This window comes from Achromobacter sp. ACM05, assembly GCF_019218915.1.
Classification (GTDB): Bacteria; Pseudomonadota; Gammaproteobacteria; order Burkholderiales; family Burkholderiaceae_B; genus Achromobacter; species Achromobacter animicus.
The window spans coordinates 47,270-66,080 of record NZ_JAHUWQ010000006.1; the positions used below are offsets into that span (position 1 = coordinate 47,270).

18 protein-coding genes are annotated in these 18,811 nt (G+C 64.8%); 2 read left to right on the forward strand and 16 right to left on the reverse strand.

The window, feature by feature from the left end; translation table 11 throughout:
* Positions 1-3 precede the first annotated feature (3 nt).
* Genes der through ndk form a run of 8 tightly spaced genes read right to left on the reverse strand, consistent with a single transcriptional unit; the run spans position 4 to position 7,944 of the window.
* The gene (gene der / locus KW836_RS27275) at positions 4-1,356 is read right to left on the reverse strand and encodes a ribosome biogenesis GTPase Der (RefSeq protein ID WP_105238156.1); all 1,353 of its coding nucleotides are present in this window, start codon (positions 1,354-1,356) and stop codon (positions 4-6) included.
* 25 nt (positions 1,357-1,381) lie between these two features.
* Complete coding sequence (bamB, locus tag KW836_RS27280; protein ID WP_175125032.1) at positions 1,382-2,539, reverse strand: outer membrane protein assembly factor BamB; 1,158 nt, start codon at positions 2,537-2,539, stop codon at positions 1,382-1,384.
* Positions 2,540-2,544: 5 nt separating this feature from the next.
* The gene (locus KW836_RS27285; protein WP_175125033.1) at positions 2,545-3,183 is read right to left on the reverse strand and encodes a tetratricopeptide repeat protein; all 639 of its coding nucleotides are present in this window, start codon (positions 3,181-3,183) and stop codon (positions 2,545-2,547) included.
* A gap of 3 nt (positions 3,184-3,186) precedes the next feature.
* The gene (gene hisS / locus KW836_RS27290) at positions 3,187-4,473 is read right to left on the reverse strand and encodes a histidine--tRNA ligase (RefSeq protein ID WP_218345278.1); all 1,287 of its coding nucleotides are present in this window, start codon (positions 4,471-4,473) and stop codon (positions 3,187-3,189) included.
* A gap of 54 nt (positions 4,474-4,527) precedes the next feature.
* The gene (ispG, locus tag KW836_RS27295) at positions 4,528-5,814 is read right to left on the reverse strand and encodes a flavodoxin-dependent (E)-4-hydroxy-3-methylbut-2-enyl-diphosphate synthase (RefSeq protein WP_175125035.1); all 1,287 of its coding nucleotides are present in this window, start codon (positions 5,812-5,814) and stop codon (positions 4,528-4,530) included.
* A 14-nt stretch (positions 5,815-5,828) separates the two neighbouring features.
* Positions 5,829-6,323 carry a helix-turn-helix transcriptional regulator gene (locus KW836_RS27300; RefSeq protein WP_175184960.1) on the reverse strand — a complete coding sequence of 165 codons (495 nt, stop codon included), beginning with the start codon at positions 6,321-6,323 and terminating at the stop codon, positions 5,829-5,831.
* Complete coding sequence (rlmN, locus tag KW836_RS27305) at positions 6,320-7,474, reverse strand: 23S rRNA (adenine(2503)-C(2))-methyltransferase RlmN (protein WP_105238151.1); 1,155 nt, start codon at positions 7,472-7,474, stop codon at positions 6,320-6,322. Before rlmN ends, KW836_RS27300 begins: the two co-directional genes overlap by 4 nt.
* 44 nt (positions 7,475-7,518) lie before the next feature.
* Positions 7,519-7,944, reverse strand: a complete 426-nt coding sequence (gene ndk, locus KW836_RS27310; protein WP_175125038.1) for a nucleoside-diphosphate kinase — start codon at positions 7,942-7,944, stop codon at positions 7,519-7,521.
* Positions 7,945-8,265: 321 nt separating this feature from the next.
* Here ndk and KW836_RS27315 point away from each other — a divergent pair, with 321 nt between their 5' ends.
* A complete protein-coding gene (locus tag KW836_RS27315; RefSeq protein ID WP_175139243.1) occupies positions 8,266-11,160 on the forward strand; it encodes a valine--tRNA ligase in 2,895 nt (964 codons plus the stop codon).
* Positions 11,161-11,274: 114 nt separating this feature from the next.
* On the opposite strand, the gene KW836_RS27320 is transcribed toward KW836_RS27315, so the two are convergent.
* The 8 genes from KW836_RS27320 to rpsP all read right to left on the reverse strand — a co-directional run bounded on the left by KW836_RS27320 (position 11,275) and on the right by rpsP (position 17,641).
* Positions 11,275-12,564: an FAD-binding oxidoreductase gene (locus KW836_RS27320; protein ID WP_218345279.1), complete on the reverse strand. Its 1,290-nt coding sequence runs from the start codon at positions 12,562-12,564 to the stop codon at positions 11,275-11,277.
* A 13-nt stretch (positions 12,565-12,577) separates the two neighbouring features.
* A complete protein-coding gene (locus KW836_RS27325; protein WP_175139245.1) occupies positions 12,578-13,309 on the reverse strand; it encodes an amino acid ABC transporter ATP-binding protein in 732 nt (243 codons plus the stop codon).
* Positions 13,306-13,959, reverse strand: a complete 654-nt coding sequence (locus KW836_RS27330; protein ID WP_175125042.1) for an amino acid ABC transporter permease — start codon at positions 13,957-13,959, stop codon at positions 13,306-13,308. Before KW836_RS27330 ends, KW836_RS27325 begins: the two co-directional genes overlap by 4 nt.
* Before the next feature lie 145 nt (positions 13,960-14,104).
* A complete protein-coding gene (locus KW836_RS27335) occupies positions 14,105-14,860 on the reverse strand; it encodes an ABC transporter substrate-binding protein (protein WP_218345280.1) in 756 nt (251 codons plus the stop codon).
* Between the two features lie 96 nt (positions 14,861-14,956).
* Positions 14,957-15,628 (reverse strand): helix-turn-helix domain-containing protein, encoded by a 672-nt coding sequence (locus tag KW836_RS27340; protein WP_218345281.1) that lies wholly within the window; start codon positions 15,626-15,628, stop codon positions 14,957-14,959.
* Positions 15,629-15,733: 105 nt separating this feature from the next.
* Complete coding sequence (trmD, locus tag KW836_RS27345) at positions 15,734-16,636, reverse strand: tRNA (guanosine(37)-N1)-methyltransferase TrmD (RefSeq protein ID WP_255596368.1); 903 nt, start codon at positions 16,634-16,636, stop codon at positions 15,734-15,736.
* The gene (gene rimM, locus KW836_RS27350) at positions 16,636-17,253 is read right to left on the reverse strand and encodes a ribosome maturation factor RimM (RefSeq protein ID WP_175125044.1); all 618 of its coding nucleotides are present in this window, start codon (positions 17,251-17,253) and stop codon (positions 16,636-16,638) included. The genes trmD and rimM overlap by 1 nt, the downstream gene beginning before the upstream one ends.
* 127 nt (positions 17,254-17,380) lie before the next feature.
* A complete protein-coding gene (rpsP, locus tag KW836_RS27355; protein WP_008165084.1) occupies positions 17,381-17,641 on the reverse strand; it encodes a 30S ribosomal protein S16 in 261 nt (86 codons plus the stop codon).
* A gap of 482 nt (positions 17,642-18,123) precedes the next feature.
* On the opposite strand from rpsP, the gene KW836_RS27360 reads away from it, so the two are divergent.
* Positions 18,124-18,705 carry a hypothetical protein gene (locus KW836_RS27360; RefSeq protein ID WP_175125045.1) on the forward strand — a complete coding sequence of 194 codons (582 nt, stop codon included), beginning with the start codon at positions 18,124-18,126 and terminating at the stop codon, positions 18,703-18,705.
* Positions 18,706-18,811: the final 106 nt, after the last annotated feature.

Here is an 18,811-nt window from a genome sequence, read left to right on the forward strand (position 1 = left end):
GGATCAGCTTTCCTGCGTGTAGGGGTTGTGCGAAGACTTGAATTCAATGCGCAGCGGCGTACCGGCCAGGTCGAACGCATTGCGGAAACGCGTTTCGAGGTACCGGCGGTACGAGTCGGGAATCGCGTCCAGCGCATTGCCGTGGATGACGACCAGCGGCGGGTTCTGTCCGCCCTGGTGCGCGTAGCGCAACTTGGGACGGAAGATGCCCTTGCGCGGCGGCTGCTGCTGTTCGACCGCGGCTTGCAGCTCGCGCGTGAGCTTGGGCGTGGACAGCTTGGCAAACGCGGCGGCGTGTGCGGCATTGATGGACTTGAGCAAGGGCTTGATGCCCTGCCCGCGCAGCGCCGAGATCGTGTGGACGCGAGCGAACGACAGGAAGCGCAGCTTGCGGTTGAACTCGCGCTCGATGCGTTCCTTTTCTTCGCCGTCCAGGCCATCCCACTTGTTGACGGCCACGACCACGGCACGCCCGGTTTCCAGCACGAACCCGGCGATGTGCGCGTCCTGCTCGGAGATTTCGGTTTGCGCGTCGAGCATCAGCAGCACCACGTTGCTGGCCTCGATGGCCTGCAAGGTCTTGATGACGGAAAACTTTTCGACGGCCTCGAACACCTTGCCGCGCTTGCGCAGACCGGCGGTGTCGATGAGCGTGTAGCGACGGCCGTCGCGATCGAAATCGATTTCGATCGCGTCGCGCGTGGTGCCTGGCATGTCGAACGCGATGACGCGTTCTTCGCCCATGAACGTGTTGATGAGCGTGGACTTGCCCACGTTGGGACGGCCCACGATCGCCAGCTTGATGCGATGATCGTGTTCGCCTTCTTCGGCGGGTTCTTCTTCGGCAGGCGGTTCGGCCAGATCCTTGAGCGCGAGCTCGATCAGGTCGACGATGCCGTCGCCGTGCGCCGCCGAAATCGGATAGGGCTGGCCCAGGCCGAGTTCATGGAACTCGGCGATGGCGGGCCCAAGTCCCATGCCTTCGGCCTTGTTCACCGCCAGCAGCACGCGCTGCTGGCCGGATTTGCGCAGCAGTTGCGCAATTTCGTGGTCGTGCGCGTTGATGCCCGCGCGCGCATCCACCAGGAACACGACGACGTCCGCCTCGGCGATGGCCTGCCGGGTCTGGCGGGCCATTTCGAGCAGGATGCCGTCCTTGGCCACGGGCTCGAAGCCGCCGGTATCGATGGCGATGAACGGAATATCGCCCACCCTGCCCTCGCCGTAATGGCGATCGCGGGTCAGGCCGGAATAGTCGGCCACCAGCGCGGCGCGCGATCGCGTCAGGCGGTTGAAGAGGGTCGATTTCCCCACATTGGGGCGGCCGACCAGGGCAACGACAGGCTTGAAAGACACGGTAAAAGGCTTTGTTTTATAAGGTTCAGTTGGTGCCGATCAGGACGAGATTGCCATTGCCCGTCTGGACCAGCACGCCTTGGGGCGTCGTCTGCGGCGGCGACACGACCGCGCCGCCACCCACCGACAGACGCGCCATCAGGCTGCCATCGCTGCGCGACAGGAAATGCACATATCCGTCCAGATCGCCGACAGCCAGCGCACCCCCCAGCATAGCCGGAGCGGTGACCTGGCGGTTCTTCAGGGCGGCCTGCTTCCAGAGATTACCGCCATTATCCAGCGCAAACGCGTTGACCACGCTGTTCTGGTCGGCGGAAAAGGCGAAGCGGTCGTCCAGAGTGAGACCGCTGACGCTGGAGAAGTCTTTCGTCCAGAGCGGACGGCCGCCGGCGGTGACATCGAAGCAAACGATACGTCCCTGATAAGCGACGGCGCACAGCAGGTTGCCGGCGATGCGAGGCGCGCCGACCACGTCGGTCAGGCGCTCCAGGTCGCCAGCGCCGCGCGGCGTGGCGACGGTGCCTTCCCATTGCACGTTGCCGCTGTTGGACGCGATGGCAAGGAGCTTGCCGCCAGGCAGACCCGTGATGACCAGGCCTTCGGCCAGGACCATCTGCGCAACGCTGCGCAAGGCGAGCGAGGGGCCGGGACGCTGCACGCTCCAGACGCGCTCGCCGCTGTTGGCGTCGAAGGCCTGGATGCGATAGTCGCCGCTGCGAACAACGACGATGCCGTAGCCGACAACCGGCGGGATGGCGACGTCGCTGGTGGCGCGGACCTTCCATTTCACCTTGCCGGTGTCGTCGAAGGCGATGACGTCGCCGTTGGGGGACGCCACGGCGGTGGTCGTGCCATCGCTGCCGGCGCCGGCAGACAATTTGGTGTCGGCCTTGGCCTTCCAGATGACACGGCCGCTCTGCAGATCGAACTTGCCGACGGAGCCGTCAGGCGTCGCGGCATAGATGGCGTCGCCGAGCACGGTGGGCGCGAAGCCCAGGCCGGAGCCGCTGCCGATGGACGTGGACCAGACCTGGCGCACGGACATGCCGGCCTTGTATTCGGTCAAGGGCGCGGGATCGTAACGGCCGTCGTCATGGGAAAACATGCCGCAACCACCCAGGGCAAGCAGGCTTGCCAGCAGAACGGCGCCGCGCCACGTACGGCCAGGTGCAAATTTACGCATTACAGTCACGCTCCGCTCAAGGCATCCAGTTTCAGTTGCACAACCTGGGTCAGGGGATTGGCCAGGCCCAGGCCATCAATGGCGCTCTGCCAGGCCGCGCGCGCTTCCTCGCGCTTGCCTTGCGCAGCCAGCACGTCGCCGCGGCGGTCAGCGAACAAGGCGGCAAAGGCGGCCGGCGGATTGTTCAACTGCGCCAGCGCGGCGTCGTATTGCTTCTGGTCCAGCATCATGCCTGCCAAGCGCAGGCGCGCCACGGCTTGCATGGCGGGGTTCTTGCCTTGGCCAGCCAGCCATTCGAGCTGTTCGCGGGCGCCGGCGTCGTCCTTTTGCGCCTGCAGAGCCTGCGCCGCCACAAGGGCGCCGCGCGCGGCATAGCCGGTGTTGGGATATTTTTCGCGCAGCGTCGAGGCGGCTGTCTTGATGCGCACCGAGGAATCGGCGCCGCCCAGGCGAGCGGCGTCTTCCAGCGCTTCGAAGTAACCCATGGCCTGGTTGGCCTGATGCGATTCGTACGCCTTCCAGCCCCACCAGCCGCCCCAAGCCAGGAGCACCACCGTCGTCAGGGCCAGCAGCAGCGTCCCATAGCGGGCCCACCACGCCTTGATCGCGTCGAGTTTTTCCTGTTCTTCAAGATCGTATGCCATGCCTTAACCCTTGTTGTTCAATGCGTCGGCCAGCTTTGCCAGCGGAACCCGTTGCTGCGCCGCCTCGCCCTGCTCTTCTGCGCGCAGGAACTTGACGCTGGCCGTCTGCGACGCCACTTCGTCGGCGCCAAGGATAACCGCAACGCGGGCGCCGCTGGCGTCCGCGCGCTTGAATTGCGACTTGAAGCCTGCGGATCCGGCATGCACGATGACCGAGAGGCCCGCGTCGCGCAGGTCTTCGCCGACCCGGGCAGCCAGGCGCTGCGCGTCTTCGCCCTGATGCACGATGTAGACATCGCACTCGGCCGGCGCGGCGATTTCAACGCTTTGTTCCCAGAGGTCGAGCAGACGCTCCATGCCGATGGCAAAGCCCACGGCCGGCGCGGTCTTGCCGCCCAAGAGTTCGACCAGGCCGTCGTAGCGGCCGCCGCCGCAAACCGTGCCTTGGGAACCGAGACGGTCGGTGACCCATTCGAAGACGGTGAGGTTGTAGTAGTCCAGGCCGCGGACCAGACGCGGGTTCAAGCGGTATTCGATGCCGGCGTCGGTGAGGCGCTGGCACACGCCGTCGAAGTGCGCGCGGGACTCTTCGCCCAGGAAGTCGAACAGGCGCGGCGCGCTGTCGGCCATTTCCTGCATGGCGGGGTTCTTGGTGTCCAGCACGCGCAGCGGATTGCTGTACATGCGGCGCTGGCCGTCCTCGTCGAGGATGTCGCGGTGCTTTTCCAGATGCTGGATCAGGGCAGCGCGGTGCGCGGCGCGCTCAGCGGGTTGGCCCAGCGAATTGAGTTCAAGGCGCACGTCCTTCAGGCCCAGCAGCTTCCAGAGGCGGGCCAGCATGACGATGAGTTCCGCGTCCACATCGGGACCGGCAAAGCCAAGGGCCTCGACGTCGATCTGGTGGAACTGACGGTAGCGGCCGCGCTGCGGGCGCTCGTGGCGGAAGACGGGACCGATGGAGTAGACGCGTTGCGGACGGTCGTAGAGCAGGTTGTGCTCGATGGAGGCGCGCACGATGCCGGCGGTCATCTCGGGGCGCATGGTCAGCGATTCGCCGTTGAGCGCGTCGGTGAACGTGTACATCTCTTTTTCGACGATGTCGGTGACTTCGCCGATACCGCGCGCAAACAGGCGCGTATGCTCAAGCACCGGCGTGCGCACATTGCGATAGCCGTAGCCGCGCAGCCAGCCGCGCACGATTTCCTCGAATTGCTCCCAGCGGGCGCTAGCCCCCGGCAGCAGATCATTCATGCCGCGTATGGCGGCGACTTTCTGGAAAGCTTGAGTCATCTTGATCATGCCACGGGCGCGCCCGAGACGCGCGCCAGTGGCTACACCCTTACTTTAGTGAGAGGCGAGCGCGCCATAACGGCGCGCAACGTATTCTTCAACGATGGCCTGGAACTCTTCGGCGATATGGTCGCCCTTGAGCGTCACCGTACGCTCGCCGTCGACGAACACCGGCGCGGCCGGCACTTCGCCGGTACCCGGCAGGCTGATGCCGATGTCGGCATGACGGCTTTCGCCCGGCCCATTGACCACACAGCCCATCACCGCGACGTTCATGGATTCGACGCCGGGGTATTGCGCGCGCCACACCGGCATCTGCCGGCGCAGGAACGACTGGATGCTGTCGGCAAGTTCCTGGAAGAACGTGCTGCTGGTGCGGCCGCAGCCCGGGCAGGCGACGACCATGGGCGTGAAGGCGCGCAGTCCCATGGTCTGCAGGATTTCCTGCGCGACGATGGCTTCGCGGCTGCGCTCGCCGCCGGGTTCAGGCGTGAGCGAAATGCGGATGGTGTCGCCGATGCCTTGCTGCATCAGCACGGCAAGCGCGGCGGTCGAAGCCACGATGCCCTTGCTGCCCATGCCCGCCTCGGTCAGGCCAAGATGCAGGGGATAGTCGCAACGGGCGGACAGATCACGGTAGACCGCGATGAGATCCTGGACATGGCTGACCTTGCACGACAGGATGATCGCGTCGCGCCGCAGGCCGAGTTCTTCGGCGCGCTGGGCATTGCTGATGGCCGAAACAACGAGCGCATCGCGCATGACGGCCTGCGCTTCCCAAGGCTGGGCGCGCCGGCTGTTTTCGTCCATCTTGCGCGCCATGAGTTCGTGGTCGAGGCTGCCCCAGTTGACGCCGATGCGCACCGGCTTGTCGTAGCGGCAGGCGACTTCGATCATTTGCGCGAAGTTGTCGTCGCGGCGCTTGCCGCCCCCCATGTTGCCGGGGTTGATGCGGTATTTGGACAGCGCCTGGGCGCATTCCGGAAACTGCGTCAGCAGCTTGTGGCCGTTGTAGTGGAAGTCGCCCACCAGCGGCACGTTCACGCCCATGCGGTCGAGCTGTTCGCGGATGGCGACGACCTCGCGGGCGGCTTCCGGCGTGTTCACGGTGATGCGCACGAGCTCGGAGCCGGCCAGCGCCAGCTCCTTGACCTGGATCGCGGTGGCGATGGCGTCCGCGGTGTCGGTGTTGGTCATGGACTGGACCACGACCGGGGCGTCTCCGCCCACCGTCACGACGCGATCACCCCACTTGATCGCCACGGAACGCGTGGCGCGGCGCGCTGCGGCTCCCACCGGGGGAGGCGGCGCGTCCTGGCAAGGCAGAGAAGAATCTTGCATCGGGTGGAACCGTGTTACTTGGTCGACTTCGGCAGCCAGTCGGCCGGCAGCCACTGCTGCGGCAGCCAACCTTGCCAGAAGGCATATGCCACGCCGGCGGCCAGCACCAGCACGATGGCGATCAGCCAGCCCCAGGACGTCGTGGACGAGCGGTCGTCGTCGGCGCTGGATTGGGGAATGGAATGCGCCGAATGCAGCGAACTGGGGCTGAGCTTGGCCGGGCCGGTGACGCGGGCCTTGGGGTCGAGCGAATCGACGATGGCCTCGGCGTCGGCGCCCAGCAGGCGTGCATAGTTGCGGACGAGGCCGCGCAAGGAAACGCCGGTGGGCAGGTGATCCCACTGTTCGTTTTCAAGGGCTTCGATCTGCTTGGTGGAAAACTTGATGCGGCTGGAGACCTCGTCGAGCGACCAGCCCTTGGATAGGCGCAGGCCGCGCAAGGCGGCGCCCACGCTGCCCACCGCGGCGGCGGACGAGTCGGAAACTGCAGAAGCGAAATCCTGCGTCATGCGTGCACCTGTTTAATTGGTATGGTCTGGCGCTGTGCGGCATTGCGCTCGGTGATCCGAGTGCGGTCCCGCACCTCTCCGGCCAGCTGGCCGCAAGCCGCATCGATGTCGTCGCCCCGGGTCTTGCGGACCGTGGTGATGATGCCGGCGTCCATGAGACGTTGGGCAAACACCTTCACCCGCGCCGAGGCCGATCGCTTCAGGCCGGAGGCGGGGAATGGGTTGAACGGGATGAGGTTCAGCTTGCAGCGCACCTGGCGTGCAATGTGGATCAGTTCCTTGGCGTGCTGGTCGGTGTCGTTGATGCCGTCCAGCATGCAGTATTCAAACGTGATGAAGTCGCGGGGCGCAAACGCGAGATAGCGTTCGCAGGCAGCCAGCAACTCTTTCAGCGGGTATTTCTTGTTCAGCGGCACGAGCTCGTCGCGCAGCGCGTCGTTGGGCGCGTGCAGCGAAACGGCCAGTGCCACGGGACAGTCTTGCGACAGGCGGTCCATCATGGGGACGACGCCGGAGGTGGACACGGTGACGCGGCGGCGCGACAGGCCATACGCGTTGTCGTCGAGCATCAGGCGCAACGCGGGCAGGACCTGGTCGTAGTTGAGCAGGGGTTCGCCCATGCCCATCATGACGACGTTGCTGATGACGCGCGTGTCTTCGGTGGCGCGGGCGCTTTCAAGGCGGGCCGTGCCGATGTCGGCTTCGAGCACGCGCTTGGCCCACCACAACTGGCCGATGATTTCGCTGGTCTTCAGGTTGCGGTTGAAGCCCTGGTGGCCGGTCGAGCAGAACCGGCAGTTCACCACGCAGCCGGCCTGGCTGGAAATGCACAGTGTGCCGCGGTCGTCTTCGGGGATGAAGACGGTTTCGATGGCGTTGCCCTGCCCCACGTCAAACAGCCACTTGCGGGTGCCGTCGGTCGAGCGCTGCTCGATGTTGACGGGCAATGCCTCGATGCGGCAATGCGACGCAAGCTGGCTGCGAAAATCGCGGGCCAGATCGGTCATGGCGTCGAACGAATCGGCGCCGCGCTGGTGCATCCAGCGCTGCAACTGGCGGGCACGAAACGGCTTGCCGCCCCACTGCCCGACCAATTCGGACAGGGCGGAGCCGTCCAGCCCCAGCAGATTGATTCGTTCGACGGATTCCATAACCAGGTAAAACTTAAAGCGCTTTCAACAACTTAAGCCAAAAATTAACGGCTGTGGATGTTGATTTCGGGGAAGAAGAAAGCCACTTCGACAGCGGCCGTTTCCGGAGCGTCGGAGCCGTGGACGGCGTTGGCATCGATGCTGTCGGCGAAATCGGCGCGGATGGTGCCGGCTTCAGCCTTCTTGGGGTCCGTGGCGCCCATCAGGTCGCGGTTCTTCTGGATGGCGTCTTCGCCTTCCAGCACTTGCACGAACACGGGGCCCGAGATCATGAAGTCGACCAGGTCCTTGAAGAAGGGACGGGCGGCGTGCACGGCGTAGAAACGCTCGGCGTCGGCGCGCGACAGTTGGGTCAGGCGGGCGGCGATGACCTTCAGGCCGGCTTGCTCGAAACGGCCGACGATCTGGCCGATCACGTTCTTGGCGACGGCGTCGGGCTTGATGATCGAGAGGGTGCGTTGGATGGACATAAAAGACTCCGAAAACTGATTTCTGACGGGTTTCTAGTTAATTGCTTGGCGGGGCTCGGGCCGTTCTGAACCACCGCCAAAACAGGATTCGACACTGCCGACCTGTCGGACGCATCCTGGAATGCAAGCGGGATTCCGGTTGCACGCGAATCCGATGATTCTGCACGCATTTCCGAAGGAATCCTCAATGAATTCAGGGACTTCTAAAAGGTTTACAGCAACCCGGCATTCTAACACGCCGAGAAGACCGCAATACATCTTAAAATGAGCGGTTTGCTGCCCGCTCCCTACCCGGGCGCCCCTGTCTGCCGGAACTTAGTAATGACTCAAGCTGCTCCCCCGAACGCCGCGCCCATCGCCGGCGAAACCCCGGAACTCTCGAAGAGCTTCGAACCCTCCGAACTGGAATCCCGCTGGTATGCCGAGTGGGACAAGCGCGGGTACTTCGCCGCGGGCCAGCATGTGGAAACGGGGACGGAAAGCCAGCCGTACGTCGTCCAGTTCCCGCCGCCCAACGTCACGGGCACCCTGCACATGGGCCACGCGTTCAACCAGACCATCATGGACGGGCTGGTGCGCTACCACCGCATGTCGGGCGACGACACCGTGTTCATTCCCGGCACCGACCACGCCGGCATCGCCACGCAGATCGTCGTTGAAAGACAGCTCGACGCCCAAAAGGTTTCGCGCCACGACCTGGGCCGCGAGAAGTTCGTCGAGAAAGTGTGGGAATGGAAGGAAAAGTCGGGCAGCGCCATCACCGGGCAGGTGCGCCGCCTGGGCGCCTCGGCCGACTGGCCGCGCGAATACTTCACCATGGACGACCGCATGTCGCGCGGCGTGGTGGAAACCTTTGTCCGTCTGCATAAACAGGGACTGATCTATCGCGGCAAGCGCCTGGTCAACTGGGATCCCAAGCTGCTCACGGCCGTGTCCGACCTGGAAGTGCAGTCCGAAGAGACCGATGGCCACATGTGGCACATCCTGTACCCGTTCGTTGACGGCCCGCAGACCATCGTCGACAAGGATGGCCAGACCGTCACCCTGCGCGGCATGACCATCGCCACGACCCGTCCGGAAACCATGCTGGCCGACGGCGCGCTTTGCGTGCATCCCGATGATCCCCGCTACAAGCACCTGGTGGGCAAGCAGGTCGAACTGCCGCTTTGCGACCGCAACATTCCCATCATTGCAGACGACTTCGTCGACCCCGAATTCGGCACGGGCTGCGTGAAGATCACGGGCGCTCACGACTTCAACGACTACGCCTGCGCGATGCGCCACGATCTGCCCCTGATCGTGATCTTCACGCTGGACGCGCACATCAACGAAAACGGTCCCCAGCAGTTCCAGGGCATGGAACGCTACGAGGCCCGCAAGGCCGTGGTTGCGCAACTGGAGACCGAGGGCTATCTGGTTAAGGTCGAGCCGCACAAGATGATGCAGCCCAAGGGCGACCGCACCGGCGTCGTGCTCGAGCCCATGCTGACCGACCAGTGGTTCGTTGCCATGAGCAAGCCCGCGCCGGAAGGCACGCTGAACCCGGGCAAGAGCATCACCGAGGTCGCGCTGGAAGTCGTGGCCGACGGCCGCATCCAGTTCTACCCGGACAACTGGACCACCATCTACAACCAGTGGCTCAACAACATCCAGGACTGGTGCATTTCGCGCCAGCTCTGGTGGGGCCACCAGATTCCGGCCTGGTACTCGGAAGACGGCCAGGTGTTCGTCGCCCACGACGAAGCCGGCGCGATCGAACAGGCGCGCGCCGCTGGCGTCACCGGTCCGCTCACGCGCGATCCCGACGTGCTGGACACGTGGTTCTCGTCGGGCCTGGTACCTTTCACGACGCTGGGCTGGCCGGAAAACACGCCGGACCTGCAGCGTTACCTGCCCTCCAGCGTCCTGGTCACGGGCTTTGACATCATCTTCTTCTGGGTGGCGCGCATGGTCATGCTGACCACGCACCTGACCGGCCAGATCCCGTTCAAGCACGTCTACGTGCACGGTCTCATCCGCGACGCCGACGGCCAGAAGATGAGCAAGTCCAAGGGCAACACGCTGGACCCGGTGGACCTGATCGACGGCATCGACCTGGACGGCCTGGTCGCCAAGCGCACCTACGGCCTGATGAATCCGAAGCAGGCCGGCGCGATCGAAAAGGCTACGCGCCGCCAGTACCCGGACGGCATTCCCGCCTACGGCACCGACGCGCTGCGCTTCACCATGGCGGCCTACGCCACGCTGGGCCGCAACATCAACTTCGACCTGAAGCGTTGCGAGGGCTACCGCAATTTTTGCAACAAGCTCTGGAACGCCACGCGCTTCGTGCTGATGAACACCGAAGGCCATGACCTGACAGTGCCGGATGCCGGCGAGCTGTCCTTCGTGGACCGCTGGATCATCAGCCAGATGCAGACGCTGGAAGCCGACGTGGCGCGCGGTTTTGCCGACTACCGTTTCGACAACATCGCCAACGCGCTCTATCGCTACGTGTGGGACGAATACTGCGACTGGTATCTGGAACTGGCCAAGGTGCAGATCCAGACCGGCACGCCGGCCCAGCAACTGGGCACCCGCCGCACGCTGATCCGCGTCCTGGAATGCGTGCTGCGCCTGGCCCACCCGATCATCCCGTTCATCACGGAAGAGCTGTGGCAGAAGGTGTCTGTCGTGGCCGGCAAGCGCAAGGAAGGCGTTGCCGCCAGCGTCAGCGTGCAGCCCTACCCGAAGGCCAACCCGGATGCGGTGGACACCGCCGCCGAAGCCGACGTGGCCGAACTGAAGGCGCAGGTCGAAGCCGTGCGCGCGCTGCGCGGCGAGATGAGCCTGTCGCCCGCCCAGAAGGTGCCGCTGTGCGCCCAGGGCGACGCGCCGATGCTGACGCGCAACGCGCCGTACCTGGCCGCGCTGGCCAAGTTGAGCCAGGTCGACGTGCTGGACGTGCTGCCCGACGCCGGTGCGCCGGTGCAGGTCGTGGGCAGCAGCCGCCTGATGCTGCACGTTGAAGTCGACGTGGCCGCCGAGCGCGTGCGCCTGGACAAGGAAATCGCCCGTCTGGCCGGTGAAATCGCCAAGGCCAAGGGCAAGCTGTCCAACGCCAGCTTCGTCGAACGCGCGCCCGCTGCCGTCGTCGAGCAGGAAAAGGCCCGCATGGCGCAGTTCAGCGAAACCCTGCAGAAGGTGCAGGAGCAGCGCGCCAAGCTGGGCGACTGATCCCAGCGCCTGATGTGAAGCCCAGAAACCCCGGACACCGTTGCGGGGTTTTTGTTTTGGGGGGTTGTTTTTTGATGGGGTTGGCGGGGATCGGGTCGCGGACGCGGCCGTTCCTCAAACCCCGCCGTCCGTCATCCGATACCAGCTCACCACCGCATTGACGTACAGGCGGCGGAGCGGATACAGCGGAAACGGCACGATCGGCGACAGCGGCACGGGCAACGCATTGGCATCGCCGGTGGCGACGTATTCGGCCATGGCCGCGCCCATGCAGGTCTGCAAGCCGACGCCGCGGCCCTGACAGCCGATGTCCACCAGCAACCCGGGCTGCGGCGCATGCAGATGCGGCAGATAGTCGCGCGTGACGGCAACCCGGCCGCACCAGCGGAATTCAAAGGGCGTGCCCGCCACCTGCGGAAACATCTTCACCATCACGCGCTCAAGATGCGCCCAGTCCGACTCGCCCTTGGGCTCGCGGAACGGACCGCGGCCACCCATCAGCAAGCGGCCCTGGTGATCCAGACGAAAGTACAGCAACAGATTGCGCGTGTCGGAAGTGACGTGGCCCTCGGGGAATATGCCCGCGCGGACGCGGTCCGGCAGCGGCGCGGTTGCCACCTGGAACGTGTTGGCGTCGATGATGGACGGCTTGAGACCGGGCCACAGATCGCCGCCGTAGGCATTGGTGCACATCACCACGCGATCGGCGCTGACCGAGGGACCGCGAGCCGTGGACACCGTCCACTTGCCGCCGTCACGCCTCAGACCGGTGACAGGCGTGTCGGTGTGCAGCGTCGCGCCCGCATTCAGCGCGGCGCGCGCCAGGCCCCGCGCGTAACTCAGCGGCTGCACCGCCCCTGCCCGCCGGTCGACCCATCCGCCCAGGTATTTGTCCGCGCCGATCAGGCGCGCGACCTGCGCGCGGTCCAGCGGCTGGGCGTCCACACCAAGGCGCGCCCATTGCGCCGCGCGGCCTTGCGCGATGCGAAGCGCCTGCGGCGTGTGCGCGCCCTGGATCCATCCGGCGCGCACGCGCGGCACGTCCATCGCATGCCGTTCGATCAGGTCAAAAACCACGTCCGCCGTCGCGCCGGCAAACCGTGTCAGCCGCTCGCCGCGCTCGGGGCCGAACATCGAAATCAGATCATCCGGGTCGTACTTCAAACCGGGAATGACCTGACCGCCGTTGCGGCCCGATCCGCCGAAGCCAATCTCGCGCGCCTCCAGCAGTACGACCTTCACACCGCGCTCGGCCAGGTGCAACGCGGTGGACAAGCCGGCATAGCCGCCACCGATCACGGCGACATCGGCCTGCGCGGACGCGTCCAGCGGCCCGGTGGGCGGCGGCGGCGCCGCGGTGGCCGCCCACAGTGACGGGGAAAGCGGAAACGGCGCTGGCTGCATGGGGCTTCCTTCCTTACATGGGATGCAGCACGCGCCGCAGGAAGTCCTGCGTGCGCGGATGCTGCGGATGATTCAGCACTTCGCGGGCGGCGCCCTGCTCCACCATGACGCCGCCGTCAAAGAACATGACACGGTCGGCGACCTCGCGCGCAAAGCTCATTTCGTGGGTGACGACGACCATCGTCATGCCGGCCTCGGCCAGCTTGCGCATGACGCCCAGCACATCGCCGACCAGTTCGGGATCGAGCGCCGAGGTGGGCTCGTCGAACAGGATCGCCTTGGGTTGCATCGCGAGCGCCCGCGCGATCGCCACGCGCTGCTGCTGGCCGCCGGATAGCTGATTCGGATGCGCGTGCTCCTTGTCCGCCAGCCCCACGCTGGCCAGCAATTCGCGGCCGCGCTCCACCGCCTGGGCGCGAGGTTCCTTCTTCACGAAGATCGGGCCTTCGATGACGTTTTCCAGCGCCGTGCGATGCGGAAACAGGTTAAAGCGCTGGAACACCATCGCCACCTGCGTGCGGATCGACACGATGGAAGGCGCATCGCAATCGACGAGCTCGCCGTCCACGGTGATGCGACCGGCGTTGTAGCGTTCCAGTCCGTTGATGCACCGCAGGATGGTCGACTTGCCCGAGCCGGACGGACCCACCACACACACGACCTCGCCCTGCTCGACTTCGGCGTCGATGCCCTTCAGGACCTCGAGCGGACCAAAGCTCTTCCTTACGCCTTGCAGGCTGATCATTTGATGGCGCTCCGCTTTTCCAGATGCCGCACCAGCAGGATGAGCGGCACGCACATCACCAGGTACATCAGCGCCACCAGCGTGAACACCGTGGCGTTCTTGAAGGTGGATACGGCGATGAGCTTGCCTTGCAGCGCCAGCTCGGCGACGGTAATGGTGGACGCCTGCGACGAGTCCTTCAGCATCATGATCATGATGTTGCCGTACGGCGGCAGGACGATCTTGACGGCCTGCGGCAGCACGACGCGCCGCATCGTCAGGCCCCAACCCATGCCCATGGCCATCGCCGCCTCGATCTGACCTCGGTCGATCGCCTGGATGCCGGCGCGGAAGTTCTCCGCCTGATAGGCCGAATAGGCGATGCCCAGGCCGATGATGGCCGCATGCACGGCGCTCAGCGACACGCCCATGTCCGGCATCACGAAGTAGATGTAGAAGAGCAGCACGATGATCGGAATGCCGCGCAACAGATTGACAAGGCCCGCGCTGAAGCCCGACAGATACTTGTTGCCGGACACCCGCATCAACGCCCATACCAGGCCCAGCACCGTGGACAGCGCAAGGGAACCCAGCGTGACCAGAATGGTAAGCTTGGCGCCCTCCAGCAGGATCGGCATGAACTCTGCCGCGTCTTTCAAGAATTCCGTCATGAGTCCACCCGCTCCGAGAAGACAGCCCGCGATGACCGCTTGGGAAACGGCCAGAGAAGTGCCGCGGATGCGCTGCGTCCGCCGACGCGACCGAACGCGCCGGCGGGATGCTGCAAATGCTTGAACTGAGGCGGCCCGACCGGCATCACGCGCCGCCCAGGCCCCACTTCTTCAGGATCGCGTCGATGGCGCCGTCGGCTTTCAGCTTGACCAGCGCCTTGTTGATCCGATCAAGCAGCTCGGTGTCGTCCTTGCGCGTGGCAAGCCCAAGGCTTCCCATGATCGTCGGCTGGTACGACTGCGCCATCTTCAGGTTGGGATAGTTGCCCTGCGACAGGACGTACGCGGCGATGGGATAGTCCATGAAGCCGCCCTGGATGCGGCCGGCGTTGGCGTCGCGCATCATGTCTGGCGGGTTGTCGTAAAGCTTCACTTCCTTGAAGACGCCGCTCTTTTGAATGGGCTCGACAAAGGCAGTGCCGACCTGCACGCCGACGGTCATGCCCTTCATATCGGCGAAGGACTTGTATTCCTTGTTGTCGGTCTTGAGCACCATCAGGCCCTCGCCGTAGCGATAGACGGGCTCGGAAAAACTCACCACCTGCTGGCGCTGCGGCGTGATGAACATCGCCGCCGACACGATGTCGATGCGCTTGGATGTCAGCGATCCGATCAGCGCGGAAAATGCCATGGGCTCGATCTGCACCGAGAAACCGGCCTCCTTGCCCACCGCTTTCACGATATCGACCATCACGCCCTCGATGCTGTTCGTCTTGGTGTCGAGAAAGGTGAATGGGCTGCCGGTGGGCGTGGACCCCACCTTCAATACCGTCTGGGCTTGGGCGCCCGCCGCCATGGACAATGCTGCGAATACAGAGACAACAAGAGTCTTGAATTTCATGACATATCCTCATCGTGGCAAAGAAGGCCGGGCCGCGCGTGACGCGTCCGGTGGCGGCACGCTCCCCGCGCGTTCCGCCGCTTGAGTGCTGCGCGCTCAGGGCGCTTGTGGCGTGTTGTCCTCCGCGGCTTGAGTGATGTTGGAGATGGCCCAGATGACCTCGGTCGTCTGCGTCCCCGGATTGCACCAGCGGCGCGGCGTGCTGCTGGCGTAGCAAAAGCTGTCGCCCGCTTGCAGGCGGATGACGCGGTCGCCCACCCACAGTTCGAGCACGCCCTTGAGCACCAGGCCGATCTGCTCGCCCTGCCCCGTCACGAAGAGCTCGGTGCCGGTGGAGCCGCCGGGCGCGATGGATGCGCGGCACAGGTCCATGCTGCGGCAGGCCGCGGGCGTGAACATCTCTTTGCTGATGCCCTTTTCCTTCAGGTCGATATGGCGGTGCGTGCCCGCGCGGGCTACGCGGCCATCCTCTTCGCCGCCGGTATGCTCGGCGTTGCGCAACAACGCATTGACCGACACGCGAAACTCGCGCGCCAGGAGATGAAGGACTTTGACGGAGGCCGAGCTCAACCCTCTTTCGATCTGGCTCAGCAGGCCGAGCGACATGCCGCAGGCCCGGGCGACGTCAGCCAGCGACCGTCCCTGTTGCTTGCGCAACTGACGCAACTGCTGACCCAGCCACAGATCGACGGCCGACTCCGGCCGCTGCGCGTGGGCGGGCGACGAGGGTGCTGCGCTGGCACGGCGAACGGCGGCAGAGCGGCTCATATGAAAATTTCATGTGCATGTAATTTTCAATACTAAGGAGCCGCAAAAACGCCCACAATCCAGGGACTTCCCTAGCGTTGTGGGCGTGGCGGGCCGGCGCTACCGTCAGGAAGCGTCGGACGAATTGGGCTTGGGATCGGGGCTGGAATCCGGGGTGGTGTCGGGCTGGTTCTGCCCCGTGGGCGCGGCATCCGCGGCGGGCTTGCGCGGGCGACGGCGTCTTGTGCCCGGCTCCGCAGGCAACGGCGTGCCGGCCAACTCGGCCAGATAGCGCTCGTCCAGCTTGCTCAGCCAGCCTTTCGCGCGCGCCGATTCGATGAGTTCGGGCCGGCGTGCGGCAGTCAACGCCAGCGACCGCTCGCGCCGCCAGCGCGCGATATTGGCGTGATGGCCGCTTAGCAGCGGCGCCGGCACCGCTTCGCCCTCGTAGACTTCCGGGCGCGTGTAGTGCGGGCTGTCCAGCAGGCCGGACAAGGTGTCGTTGAAGGAATCCTGCAGGGCGGAATCGCCGTCGTTGAGCACGCCTGGCAAAAGACGCACGGCGGCATCGATTACGGCAAGCGCCGCGATTTCACCACCGGAGAGGACGAAGTCGCCGAGCGAGATTTCCTGCGTGACGCAGCGATCAATGAAGCGCTGGTCCACACCTTCGTAGCGGCCGCAGATGAGAATGAGGCCATCGCTGGCAGCCAAGGCTTCGGCGCCCGCCTGGTCATAGCGCCGGCCGACCGGCGCAAGCAGCGCCACCGGGGCGGGACCCAGGCCCTGTCCGGCGCGCGCCTGCTGGGCGGCATTGACGGCGGCTTCCAACGGGCCCGGCATCATCACCATGCCGGGGCCGCCGCCATAGGGGCGGTCGTCCACGGTGCGATGTACGTCATGCGTGAAATCGCGGGGATTCCAGGCATGAAGCTGCCACCGGCCATGGGCGTGGGCCCGGCCGGTGACGCCGAGGTCGCGCACCACCCCGAACATTTCGGGAAATAGCGTAACGACGTCGATACGCATCAAAAATCCGCGGGCCAGTCGCTGTCGATGCGGCGGGCAGCCAGATCAACGGCGTGGATATGCGCGCGTACGAACGGCACAAGCATTTCGGCGGGTCGGCCCTTGGCGTCCAGGACGGGTTCGGGGCTTTCGCCTTCACCCTTCTGCAGCAGGACCTTCAACACGGCGTGAGCGCCGTTGTCGAGGACCTCGCTGACCACGCCAATTCGGGCGGGTTCGCCGTTGGCGCTGGAGTACAGCGCGCAACCAATGAGATCAACCCAGTAGTATTCGTCTTCCTCGGGCGCGGGAAATGATCCGCGCGGCGCTTGCACGGTATGTCCGCGCAACGCTTCGGCCTGGTCGCGATCCGTGATGCCCTGCAGTTGCGCCACCACGGTGGCTCCCTGCGAACGGACTTGCAAGATCTTGAATGCGACAGGCGCAGACGCGACAGCGCCCCGCGCCAATTCAGGCACAGGGCGAGTCAACCACCATTGAGACGCTGAGAGCAGCACTTCGGCGTTGGCCGAATGCGGCTGCACTTTAACCCAGCCTTTCACACCGTAGGCTGCAGTGATGCGGCCCAGCTCGACCAAATCCGTAGGCGCCGCGTTTGAGGTTGCGGCATCAGGCATTTATCGTGCTCTTTATCAGGCTTGGATAGCAATGAAGCAGCCAGGAATATCCGCTTTCAAGCGCGAGGCTCTAAGCGTGGAAAAACCTGCTGCTCCAGAATCAGCTAAGGATGTGCGTCGCGGGCAATTAGGCCGCGGCGGAAACCTTGGCCGAGTATTCCTTGACCAGACGCTCGACGGCGGGCGACAGTTGCGCGCCGGTGCCGGTCCAGTACTGCACGCGATCCAGCGCAATGCGCAGGTTTTCCGTGCCTTCGCTAGCCACGGGGTTGTAAAAACCCACGCGCTCGATAAAACGGCCGTCGCGACGGTTACGCGAATCGGTGGCCACCAGGTTGTAGAACGGACGCTTCTTGGACCCACCGCGGGCCAGGCGAATCACCACCATAGGTAATCCCTTGAATTAGTTGTGAAAAACGGGAAATTCTAGCACTGAAAGGAGCCTGCTGGCAAATGCGAGTGCCGAAGAATCTGTGATGCGGTGCGATTTGTATCCTAAAACACCACATCCGGGTATTCTACAAGCACGAGCCCAGCCCTGCTGCGGCTCGATCTGCAGGTGCCCCCGGCATCATTGCGTTCGAGGCTGAGCGCGCGGTTTCGCCGGCGCCCACATCTGCGGCCTACCCCGGTTGTCATGCGTTTGAGCAGTTGGTGCGTCTGAAGAGCAATCTGATTGGAGAGATCGGATTTCATGTCGACCCGCGCAATACGCTACGCCCTGCCCTTGCTGGCCGCCATGAAGCGGCAGCCTCCTCCTGCCACCTCGACTTTGCTGCAAGCGCCCGGAAGATCCAGGCTGCGTTGCCGCGCCCCTGCCTGACTCCGCTTTTTCCCCACAAAAAGTCGTTTAACTGGAGTGTGCAAACCATGAAGAACCAAAAATCAGTCTTCTCACCCGTTGCGCGCCTGGCGATGGCGGGATTGCTGGCGGGAGCGCTGGCGTTGCCCACCGAGGCGCCCGCGCGCGTGATCGGGGCGGCACTGACGACGGCCTCCGGCCAGGTGACGGCGGTGGACCAGGCCAGCCGGACCATCACCCTGCGCGGCGCCGACGGCAATACCGTGGACATCGTGGCCGGACCGGACATCCGCAACTTCAAGCAGATCAAGGCGGGCGACACGCTGACGCTGGACTATTACGAGTCGGTGGCCGTGGACGTGCGTCCCGCCGGTTCCGGTGCGCCTGAAGTCGTGACCGAGACCGCCGCGACACGGTCGGCCAAGGGCGCGATGCCCGGCGGCGCAGTGGGCCGGCAGACCACGATCACGGCCGAGATCTGGCACATCAACCGGAGCGCAAACCTGGTGATCCTGAAGGGCCCCCAAGGCGGCAGGCGCACCATCCAGGTCAGGGATCCGGCGCTGCGCGCAAAACTTCAGCAGTTGAAGGAAGGTGATCTGGTGGACTTCACGATCACGCAGGCGGTCGCCGCGGCCATTCACAGGTAGGCAAGGACACGCCGGTATAAAGGGCCGCCCCAAAAAGGCAAAAAAATTCGCCAAACTGACGCCCGCAAAGAACAAGGCCCGCTTTCAAGCGGGCCTTGTTCATGAA